Here is a 12328-nt window from a genome sequence, read left to right as displayed (position 1 = left end):
TGGTGGAGAAGGTACGGGGGGCAGATTAAAACCAACCACAAGTGTACAAATACCATTAAATATCGGCCCTCATCTAACACCGATCGAACCAACAAACGACACTCAGACAGCAAGAACTGTTGAAGGTGGCAGAGCACAAACCATCGAATTCGACTTTTTGAGAATCGATTCATGGGATAATGAATACTTCTATGTCTTTTCGGGCGATGAAATTATTCTAGAAGAGCGATTCAAATTTGGAAGCACGAATCCTGCTATCTATAATGGCAGCAAAACCACAACTGATGGATTAACCTATCACTATACAATTGAGCCAAACGGTAAACGAGCAAACACAGTATTTAGTGGCTGGGATGATCAGAAGTATCGGATAACCATCACAACACCACCCGAACTGGCAACGCTTGATTTAGGCTTCAGTTCTTCACTTGATCAATCAATTGCTGATGAATCGTGGGGTATCGATAACTTAGTGACACCGGTTACGAGCCTAGAATTAGAATTACTCAATGAGGAGAACTTACTTGATATCCGTGGCTACATTGAATTGAGCGACACAATTTATCAAATAGAGCCGACGGTAACATTAAACATAACACCATTGGAAACACCTGTAGAGGTGTTAACGGTAGGCGAAAGCGCCAATTCTACAGATGACAATTTAGAATTTACACTCAATCCCACTGAGGGTTCACTATTTACAGACGGATTGATCGCAGCATTTGGAGATGTCAATCTCGGCGGTAATGTTTCTGATCTATACACATCAGGGCCTGAGGGTGGAGGGATCTCATTAGATCCAGTGTTTGAAGAGTTAGGTAGCACAAGCACACTGCCTGAGCAATTAGTTGTTCCGATTCATCAAATTGGATTTGATCTCCTAGACAACGATCCAATCTTGGATAGCTATGTGGAAGTTGTGACGTTAAATGCCTTCGACACACTGTCTCCTGTCGTCCCAAGCAACCCGACGGAAACACTTCTCTCTGCTGTAAAACGAGACTTTGATCTTCGAGAATTGCTAGGTGGGGAACCTCAAATTGGTGAGACCTATCAAGTTGACATCACTGCACGTTTGGGAACGAAAGAATCGCCAATCGGGTTACGAATGATGATTATTGACGAGAATGAAACTCGTATTCTGAACCGGTTGCAGGATGTTGAACTGGATATGCTGCGACATGGTGATTTATCGACAAAAGACGAACCCTTTGAAATCACAGATCGAGATATGCTTAGCTTCCCATGGACACGAGAGTTATCAGATGCCAATGCCATCTTGCGCATCATGCCCGAACTAGAATTAGAAAAAAATATCGATATCAATAATATCGAAATACGAAAGTCACTTGTAGGATCAGCACAAATACCAGCCTATGCAGATATTAACATTAAGAGCGGTCGTGTGAATATCCCACTCCTAAATGAAGGATCTGCAACTTGGGCTGATGTTGATAATGACGGAGATCAAGACTTACTCTTGAGTGGTGTATCTCGCGAAACAGGGATGCTGAGCACACGATTGCTCAACAATCCACTAATTGGTGGCGGCGATAACTTCTCGGACATTACAATATCTCTTCCCGGTCTCAAGAGGGGCAGTACAAGTTGGGCCGACTACGACAACGACGGAGACCTTGATTTAGCGATCACAGGGGCGCAAGGTTCTGAAGAGTTACCCTATCTCCAAATATTCCGGAATACGACAAGTGAACGCATTGAGGATGCGGAGGCAGGCGAGCCCAAATTTGCAGGAATGGTTAATCGACAGCCTGATGTTCCTAAGGCAGAAGATGTAGGCTGGAATTCAGAACACAATGCGATTCAATTCAACTGGAATTTCAGTCATCTGACGAATGACGATGCTCCGTACACATATAACTTAGCGATAGGTACTGAACCAGGTATATTTGATATTCAGTCACCATTAGCAGATCCAGAATCAGGGAAACGCAGAATTGCAAGCCCTGGAAATCAGGGATTCCATAATGCTGGGTTACTGAATTCTGCCATCGCCGGTGAGCGCTACTACTGGTCAATTCAGGCTATTGACGCCGGTATGCGTGGATCTAGCTGGGGTGAAGGGGCAGCCTTTACCGTTCAACCATTGGTTCCTCATTATCAAGGATCGCAATTTGAAAATTCAGAAACAAACATTCAGGAAACTCTCTACCTTTCTGTGTCACCACAAGCTGAGGAGACATATAGTTTAAGCGATGGATCACTGACCATCACTGCTAAGACTGATCCCATCGATCCCACCGGAAACGGTCTGACCGAAGAAGGACTTCTTGCACATCTGGTTAAGAAGCTATCAGAATCAGAAGAAGCAAAATCACTTGCATTTAATGTCTCCCTCAATTCGTCGGAAGATCTGATTAAGCTCAACTATAAAGAGAGTGGAAGTCAGAACGGATTCGCGACTCTCACACCAAGTGGTGAAGCCTCAATCGAGGCCACAGTAGGTGACCTGGCATACGCAAAATCGGAAACAGAACACATAGAGGCCAAAGCCACTGGAAAAATCACAGATATTCAAGATTCAAGCGATGGATCAAAAATGATCTTCATCACCGAAACGATTGACAGTAACAGAACGATCACACAAATTATTCCAGCTCACCTCACACTTTTGAAGTCGACTGAAGATACTGTGGCAACTGGAGACTTGCTGACAAGTTTGAATGTCGATAATCATTCCGTCAATATTGATCTTGATAATGACGGCGTCGCTGATGAGATCAGATACGACAGCAACAGCCAAAGGTTGTTTGTGCAGCAGCTCTCTGATGAAGGCAATGCACAACCGTTTGTTGGACAAAGCATGGGGCGTTGGAGCGACGGCAGTCAGACAACACCAACGGCAGGAAAAATTACCAATATTCAAGACGATGCTTTAGGCACAAAAAAGGTCACACTGCAACCAGTTGATCAAAATCAGCCTGAGCTGACGTTGACAATCCCATCAGGCTCAGAACTCATTGTTGACGTTGGTGACGTTGTAGAGGCTAATGAAGAGATTATCCAGAATGATTTCTTGGCCATTTTACCAACCACATCAACAGACACATCTGCGACCAACGTTTCGCTCAGAACAATCGACAGGACATTCGTCAGCGAAGATGGTAGCGCTTATTGGACTCTCAGCCAAATCAATGGCAATGATGTAGTAGAGGAAGTAATTGGTTTTGCGACTGGAGATGACGTAAGCCTCGATAGTGAACTCAGCCTAAGAAAGAAATATAAACTTGACACCAATCAGATACCTGGGCTAACAGAAAAGATTACACTTAGATTGAATGGCAGAAACATTCGAGAGCAAATTGGCGAGCTGAAACTTGATGCAACCACCGGCGAAAGCGAAGATCAATATTCGAATCTTAGCTTCACCCTTGAAGACCTTAGAAGCGGAGCTATGCGCTTTGAATTCAATAATCCAGATGATCCTTATCACGAATTAAACGATGAACTGGGGCGCCTTCAAACATCTCTGCCGCTGTTATCAGTCACTGGTGATCAGACCTTAAAGTACTCGCTCTCGATCACTGATCTTGGCGACAGTAGAGCCGATCTACTAGCCGAGTGGGGAGATAAGAATGAGCAAGAAGTCTATGGGAATCTGATTCCGAATTATGCACTCCATAGCAACACCGCACCTATCGCACCCGAGATTAAAGAAGCCAAAATAGAGGGCGATTTCGATACTTTCACAGTGTCGATCTCAATGCAATCAGGCGAAGATATTGAAAGTGATCTGACAATTGAAGACCATCACAATTGGCGCTGGGTGCATACTGAAAGTGCCATTGAATTTGATGGCGAAGATGATCACATAACTATTGAAGACAATAGCGATATCCCTACAGGTGCATCATCGTTCACCGTTGAAGCGTGGATACGGCCAGACCTAACCGAAACTCGAGGAATTCTCAGCTGGAGAACACTAGGAATCGATGGTGAGGATAACTCACTGCAGATGAATAGTAACAACGGCATTAGACATACTCTTAATGGTCAAGAGTTGCCGGCATATGGCGACGATCTCAATCTCTCCGACGGTAATTGGCATCATATTGCCGTTACATACGATACTTCTACAGGCGAGAGGATCATTTATGTCGATGGCATCAAGAAAGCATCAGATATACCAAATGTAACTACATCCACCACTGAGACAGCAACAGCCAGCGAAATAAAAATTGGTGTTGATCGCAACAACCAATATTTTGACGGAATGATGGAAAGCACTCTGATTTGGAATAGAGCACTATCTGAAGCGGAAATCGCCAAGAGGCAAACAACTCCATCGAACGGAAATGAATCAGGCCTGGTTGCATTCCATACGTTTGACGAAGGTAGTGGTAATCGTGTTGATGCAGATGGGACAACGTTATCCGACCTCACAGGAACACTGATTGGAGGTGCAACATGGACTAGACCGACGACTAAGTCGAAGTGGTTCTCTGTAGCCGACATTCTTGAATCGGAAGAGGAAACAAAGATGCGTCTGTCAAAAGATCAATTACTTCAAACTGGTGTGAATTATGAAAAACTAACGTCTGGAACACTATCCTTGCAGGCACAAGTGATTGATGCTGGAGGCCATCAAGCCACTTCAGAATCGTTTGACCTGCAGGTTCCAGAGCCTCCTGCTGAGGACATTCGTCCAGAGCGTTTGCAACTGGAGAGCGTCAGCTTCACAGAGGGAGACAGCCTTCAGCACCTGGGTAGTCATCTGGTTCCACTATTCCTAAAAGACCGTAATCTCACGGTTCAATCAAATGATATTGCTCTTTCAAACATTAGTCCGACAATTAAGCTTTATGTTCCCGATTGGTTGGTAGAAGTGGGTGCTTTCGTACTACGTTATGAAAATGGTGCAGAAGTCCTCAATACATCTTTCCACACCGCAGAGAGCGACAACGATCTACTTGTTGCTGAGTTAAGCGCCGAGCAACTCTCAGCATTGGCTTTTATGCCAACGCGTGAAGCCGTTGGTCGCGCCCCGATGTCGTTGCAATGGACCCAAACCTTTGAAGATACGTCTGTTCCTGATATCCAGTTGATTCAGCCACTCGAGCTCAGGTTTAGAGATGGAGGAGATCTCATTCCATCCACTCAGCATGAAAACTTCAGTAGCAATGAAGAAACCGATACCTGGGAGCTTTATCTTCCTCAAGATGCAGATCTCATCGACGGTGTCAGTGGACGTCGGTTCTCCTTGGAAGATGGCGCAACACTATCTGCATTGAATCTCCCGGGATGGAATGAGATATTCAACGATCTATTCAATGAGGATGATCTTAAAATCACTGCCGAGATACAGCCTAATAATTACTTGAAATATACTTTTAGCGGATCTCAAGCAGCTGGCTTTGTCAACAGCCTTCAAATCCTTAACATCGAATCTGATCTGCTTGAAAACAAATCATTGACACTTAGACAAGATCCGGATGGAGGCATTGCCAGCAGCGTAAGTGCGATCTTTGAAGTTACAACAGTCGAGCCTCTTGCACTCGACCAGCATTTCATCAATTCAAGTAACGATGACGAAGTCATTGATATTGAAGAGCAACAAAAGCCATTTGTAATTAACACGGATCGGAATCTGATCATTCCAACGACAACTAATCTCCCTGACAACTACCGTGTTACAAATATCACTCGAGTAGACAATGCAAGCGAAGCTGATGTTCTTGACACCAGTAAACTCAATGAACTTATTCTGTCATTGCCGTCAATTAGGCCTACAGCAATAAGCATTGATGACATCCTGAATAAGCCCAACAAACGGACCATTGATGTAAATTTCAATAATGCCTCAGATGTCTTCGTTGCTGGGCCTGGAGATTTTGGCATCAATATGTCAGAGGCTAACCGGGTGATTGAGGTCACCGCTTCCGGCATCAATAAGATCAATGGTAAAACACTCGAAGAACTTAGTGCTGAATTGTCCGAAGAAAATAACACCAACACTACTGATAACAATGCAGACAATATTGAGGCAAACATCTTTAGCACTGGAGCAAGTGAGCAAACTCCTGTGGGTGGTTCAGCAAGCAACAATCATCTGTATGTCACAATCACCAATGAAAGTGAATTCAACAGAGTTTATGCACCAATCAACGGTACCTTCATTCATGTTCTCGGGGAGGTCTTTGAGGTTGGATCAGAAGATCCAGTGAATGATCAACTTCAAGGGCTCAGAGACGTCCTGAAAACAGGACTTAATTATGAATTCGGCGCTGGATATGGAGACTTAATAGATCCAATGGTCTTTGAAGAAGCCCAGTGGGATCATGATGAACACATGGAATATGAAGGAGAGAACGTGACATATCTTCGCTTTAATACAGACGAACTCAGAGATGATCAAATAGCCACTCTTGAGATTGAAATTGAGAAGCTGTATATCACTGAAGGCAATGCTACGTCAAGCACAGATACATCTAGCGATAGTGACAATAATAGCGAGAGCAGTTCATCATCATTCATCAATCCCGACGGCAGCATATCGCTATGGCTGAGGTGGGCGACCAATGAGGAAAACGATGATTCAACGTCTACACAAACATTGTATGACGGATATGCAGCATTCCTTACCGAGCATGATGCCAAAGAAAATAGCAATGCTATCGGCATATTGACGAGTGAGAGTGAAGCCGAATTGACATACATCCCAGAGCAAGGCACCTTCCAATCTTATGAGATTAATTACTCCTACTTCGGAACGGAAAACAGTGATCTGAGTCGCTTACTGATTGTGGAGAGCTCGCCAACAGAAAGTGTGATTGAGCATCTCAACCACACCACGGGTATTGGAGCTGACCATCAATTGGTACTTCCTTTTGGTGTCGACAAAACCGTCGTCGAGCTCAACTTCCCGATAGAGAGTACTGCTGAGCAAAGAATAGAGTTTGAAGTGGATGCCGAATCGACAGCAACCATCACACTTCCAGGTGATTTAGATGGAAATATGCCAGGCCTCGATATTGGCCAACCCAGTGAAGACCCCAAATGGGATGCTGGACAACTCTGGAGCACAATTACCATCCCTTTACGTGGAGATCAAACCATCGTTAGTAATGGAATTCAAACTCTTTCTATCTCGCCAGAAGCCTCCACAACCTACACCCTCAGTGATGGCGCAACCAAAGTGGTGGCGAGAACCTCAGACAAGGCAAGCTTGGCAAGCCTTGTCAATACTTTAAAAAACACCAGTGAGTATGCAGATCTGCAGTTCACAATCGCAGCTTCCTCGACCAATGACTATCTTCGCATTACGCACAAAGAGGGGATCAATCAGGTAACAGCGAGTCTCACTCCTGATGGTGGTGACACAATTTTTGCCGAAAACTATCCCTATCCAGATAAAGACTCGCGTTCAGAGAGAGATATTGAGGCATTCAATATAACAATTGAAACCGATGAAACCATCAAGCCCAACGAAAATGTTGTTGAGCTTCAATTGATCAACGATGATATACAGCCTGAGCTCAGCATCGTTAATCTTGAAGTTGAAGGGCAACAAATCACTTTAGAAGCAAACCTTGAAGTCCCAGATGGTGCTCGTCCTCTACTGAGTTCTGAAATTGGCTCAGCACGTGTTCGATTGCTTCGCCATGACCAGCTTCTCGATATCTATCTCGGTGATCTTGACTTTGAGCGTTCAGGACCATTAGCGACAAATTCAACCTCTGAAGCTGTGTTCACACTTCCCGATGGCCTAACACCAAGTTCTGATCTTAGGATTGAACTTGAGATGTCAAGGAGCTTATTTGATACAAGTGACACGTTTGTCTGGGAAGGTTACTCCAACGAAGGAGGTGCCTGGCAATTAAGCCGGGATGAAGTCAATACAATCAATACGACAAAAAGTCCGGCCACTGCCATTAATCTTTTTACGGGTCAGATCGTGCTTGTGACCGATGGGCTACTACAGGCTGGAGATACGATGACAGGCAAGGCAGGCGAACCACTTCCTGCCTACATCACACTTTCATCTGATGCACTGATTTCTGAAGATGATGTCAATCTGGATCTTGAAAGCTCCAGTAATTCAGACAATACCGTTTCTGTTGGTGATTTCGATACAGGAATCCCAGATGGGTTTGATGCAACAGACAATCCAGGTGTTCCTGATGGAATGGATGGCTCCAATAGCAATCCCTATGCATTGATGGCTTATGGGCCAATACCTGGTGGACAAAACGAGATTGAAGCCATCGCGCTAGACCCTGCCTTCACAACAGGCACAGACAACACCGTGACTGGGGTACCAGATGGGATGGGGACCACCAACACGATTGGAGTCCCCGATGGCATGGATACAGGCTCCACGATTGGAGTCCCCGATGACATGGGCACTGACAACTCTGTCGGGGTTCCTGATGGCTTCCTCCCAGACGACAATCCAGGTGTGCCAGATGGCTTCCTCCCAGAGGACAACCCAGGAGTACCGGATGGAATGGGTGGCGCTGCTGACCCCGCTGTAACCGGCAATGAGTTTTCCGAAGCAGGTCGATTCACGACCGCGACAACCACAAATGAAGATGGCTACATCGAAAATAAGACCATAGAAAATTCCTTTGTACTTGCCAATAGCCGATGGTTGCTTACAGCAGAAGAAGAAGAAAGCACAGGCCGAGTGTTTCACCATGCTTACTACCGCCCCGACCTAAACCCCAACTCGCAAAACACAATTAACGGCCTAGATTTACCGGAAAATGTCATCGATGCAGCTGGCGATCGACCGGTTGCACTGACATTGACTTCTAATGAAACCGGTGAGGTGATCCAACGCTGGGACATGAGCCGCAAAGTGATTGATGGGAAGCAGATCATGAACACTTACACCGCAGCAGAGCTAGACAAACTGATGGACGAATTACCAATTGATGCTGGTGCGGAAAGCTCTTTCTCAATCAATCTGAAACTCCACGAAGTCATCCAGATCACTGACGGGGATGACGTTACTGGTGTTGAAATCCCTGACGGTAGTTTGAATCTATTTGAGCAGACACTGCATTTCGGCACCTCCTCTCTCTTCAGGGAGGCAGCACATCCTGCATCAGCAGATCCCTTCAAGCAAGTTGATCACATCAGCTTCCAGGAAGGGCATGGTGCTCTCCTGATTGATCTTTCCGATTACGGATCAAGCACCTCTTCCTTTGAAGAGAAGGTTGACGAAATTCTCGCTACTCTAGAAACAAACAGGGTGGCAACGTATCTAGCTGAGCAATTGGAACTTCAATTGAAGCTGCTTGGATACGACGCATCCAACTACACAGAAGGCTTGGTCGACCTGAATGCTTTCAAACAAGGTGTTACAGGGCATAGCGTAGGAGATGGCGGAGCTACTTGGATCTCTGATATGCAGATGCATGATGCGAATCACAGTGAAGATTCAGATGCTCTTGAACCATCTCCCTATCGTGTCACTGTGATTGAGGATGACAGTGCAAGCGCCTCGACACTCGAGGCCTGGGCGATCAAACCCGAAGACAACCTGCAAGGGAATTTCAATCTTGAGGTCACCTACAGCAATGGTCGAACACTGAAACGTCACAACTTGGGCGTGACCATTAACAATCTTCCGGATCGACCGGCTCTGACCGAGACTGCTCGGGATCAAATGACCCTGCGTTTGGAGACGGGTCAACGCCCAACGGGCCAAGAGCAGATCATCAGCCTGAACAGTCTGGTCACTGATCCCGATGGTGATGTCCTCTCCTTTGAACTCCAAGGAGAAGGTGTGCCACCTGACGGCATCACCTTCGATGGCGAAGCTGGAATGATCACCATTGGTGGAATTCCCCATGACAGCATCGGTAATCACCTGTTCACGGTCCGTGCCAGCGGAAGTGATGAGGATATTGAACTTGAGTCGATCGACCTGCATTTCGATGTCAAGATCACGCAGCGAAACATTGAGCCGATCTGGAATCTTCCCTTCCAACTGCAGGCGGCGGCGGGTCAAACGACGAAATGGGATCTTGAAGCCAACAACTGGGTAATGGATGCCAACGGCGATAGTCTTCAATACCAATTCCCCGACCCAGAGCTCACACCTCCAGGAATCACTCTTGAGGATGGTGTCCTTGAAGTTGATGCAACAGTCGCGGCAGCCATCCTTCACAGGCTGGAACTACAGGTTCAGGACGGACCCAATCGTGATCCAGTCACTGCAAAGATCAATTTGGTGGTGCCACCGATGGTCCAAGCGGACGTTGCCACATTGCAATCAATCCCTTGGGAAGAACGTCAAACCACCGAAGGTGATGACTTCCAGCTTCTCTTGCAGTTCGATCAACCGCTCAAGAGCGATACAGAACTGCAGTGGGAGATCACGACGTCCGCAGACCAAACTGACGCGATCGATCAACTCAACCGCACAGAAGGAACAGTCAGCGTGGACGCCGGAAGCAGCCTGGCCCTGCTGAGCATCGAGACAACTGACAACGAGCTCGTCACCAGTGATCAGGAACTGCTTCTTTCCTTCAGCAGCGATTCAGAAAAGATCTCACTCCCCGATAGCGCTCAACGTCTGCTTCTGAGAGACAACGATGGCATCACGGCTGAACTCTCGAGTCAGTGGATCGACAACGACAGCTTCGATCTCGTGTACACCCCGGGCGTGGCAGGGATGGCTTCGACAGGACTGACGATTCGGATCTCAAATCCGGAACTCACCGAACGTCTTATCGGAGCAGATCTCACCAATATGTTCGCCACTGGTTGGGAAGGAGCGTCCATCGAGGACGACACGCTTGTTCTGACCTGGAGTGATCCTCTCGCCGCGACATGGCCAGGAAGCAGCAGTGTGCATCTGGGCCAAATTCACCTTGCTGCCACAACCGCAGAGAACGAGCTGAAAGACAGTCCAGAATTGAGCATCCTTGCGGAGGCTGAGCGGGGCATCTCGGTCTACTGGAACGATTCTCCCTGGCTCGCTCCAGAAGAGGATGCCGAGCAGCAGGAAACTGTGTCTCAGATCGTTCAGGCAGCCGCCAGCGGTGCACCGGTGGTTGTCGAAGATCCTGATCTCGCAGAAGCCATCCGCTTTGACAAGAACGGAAAACCCGAAGTGTTGAATCCACGTTCGGTTCTCGAGCTTCTGTTCAGCAGCGATTCCGCCATGGAGGTCAACGTTGGCGGAGCAAGTATTGATGTCAACCTTGATCAGTTCATGACTGAAGCTGAGGATGGCGTCCTGACACTGGCCGACGACCTCGTGGCCTTGCCGTCGTTGAGCACCGGCGGTGGAGGAAGCAAGAGCAAAGCCTCCGAAGCTTTGATTCTGGCTGGTCCCAGCAACGGTGAAAGCTTCAAGAATGTTGGATTTGGCGCCGTGGACGAGAGCCTGGCTGATGATTTACGTGACATTATTGTTGATGCCGTAGACAGTGATCTGGCCGAAGACACAGAGTTCCTCGGAGAGCTTGCCTTTGATCTGGAGACTCTCGGGTTCGGCGAGCTTCAGATGGTTGAGCTTGAGCTCGGAGGAGAGGGCCTTGCCAATCCCAGTATTCTCAAGCCCAATGAGGACGGCGTCTGGGAATCGTTCGACTACGACCCAATCAGTGGAACCGGAGCGTTGTTCATCGATGCCGATAACAATGGCCTGTTTGAAGCTGTTGAACTTTGGCTCCAGGATGGTGGACGCGGCGACTTCGACGGCATCGCGGATGGAATCATCACTGACCCATTAGTGATTGCATCTCAGCCGGCAGATGTCTTCGTGAACGAATCACCGACTGATCTGACGCTGAGTGCCACCAATTTTGACGAGAACATAGCCGCAGGAGCTGTAATAGCCACACTGACAACGGCTGATCCAAATGAACAAGATACCTTCACCTACGAACTGATCAGTGGGATCGGAGACACAGACAACACCTTCTTCACAGTGGAGGAGGACCAATTAAAAATCAAAGAATCTCCAGACTTTGAATTCAAAGACTCCTATGATGTTCGCTTGGTGAGCACAGACTTGCGTGGCGAAACAATTCAGAAGAATTTCAAACTCAATGTCAATGATCTTCGCGAAGTCGTAACTGATTTCGACTTTGACGATAGTGGAAGTATCACCTTCCAGAATGATGCCGTCATCGGCTTGCGCAATCTGATGGGTACATTCCCTGGCGACGCTCTCACCGATGGTGCCCTGTCAGCTGATGCCAGCCTGGACAACAACACCATCAACACAACAATGAACGAGCTGATTCAGAGCGGTGGATTTGACTTCGACCAAGATGACATCATTAACCCTCTTGTGGATGGATTGCTCATGACAGATGAAATGCAAGGGGTGGTCGACATGATCTAA

At 47.0% G+C, this 12328-nt stretch carries 1 protein-coding gene (cut by a window edge); it reads left to right on the top strand.

The features are described 5' to 3' along the window. Nucleotides 1–12328: the 3' end of a tandem-95 repeat protein gene (locus tag SynA15127_RS02875; protein ID WP_186484931.1), read on the top strand. The gene continues 31613 nt to the left of window position 1, outside the view; only the last 12328 of its 43941 coding nucleotides appear in the window; its start codon lies beyond the left edge, outside the window; it ends in the stop codon at nt 12326–12328.

Source organism: Synechococcus sp. A15-127, from assembly GCF_014280215.1.
Taxonomy (GTDB): Bacteria; Cyanobacteriota; Cyanobacteriia; order PCC-6307; family Cyanobiaceae; genus Parasynechococcus.
This window is presented reverse-complemented; position numbering and strand designations above follow the sequence as displayed.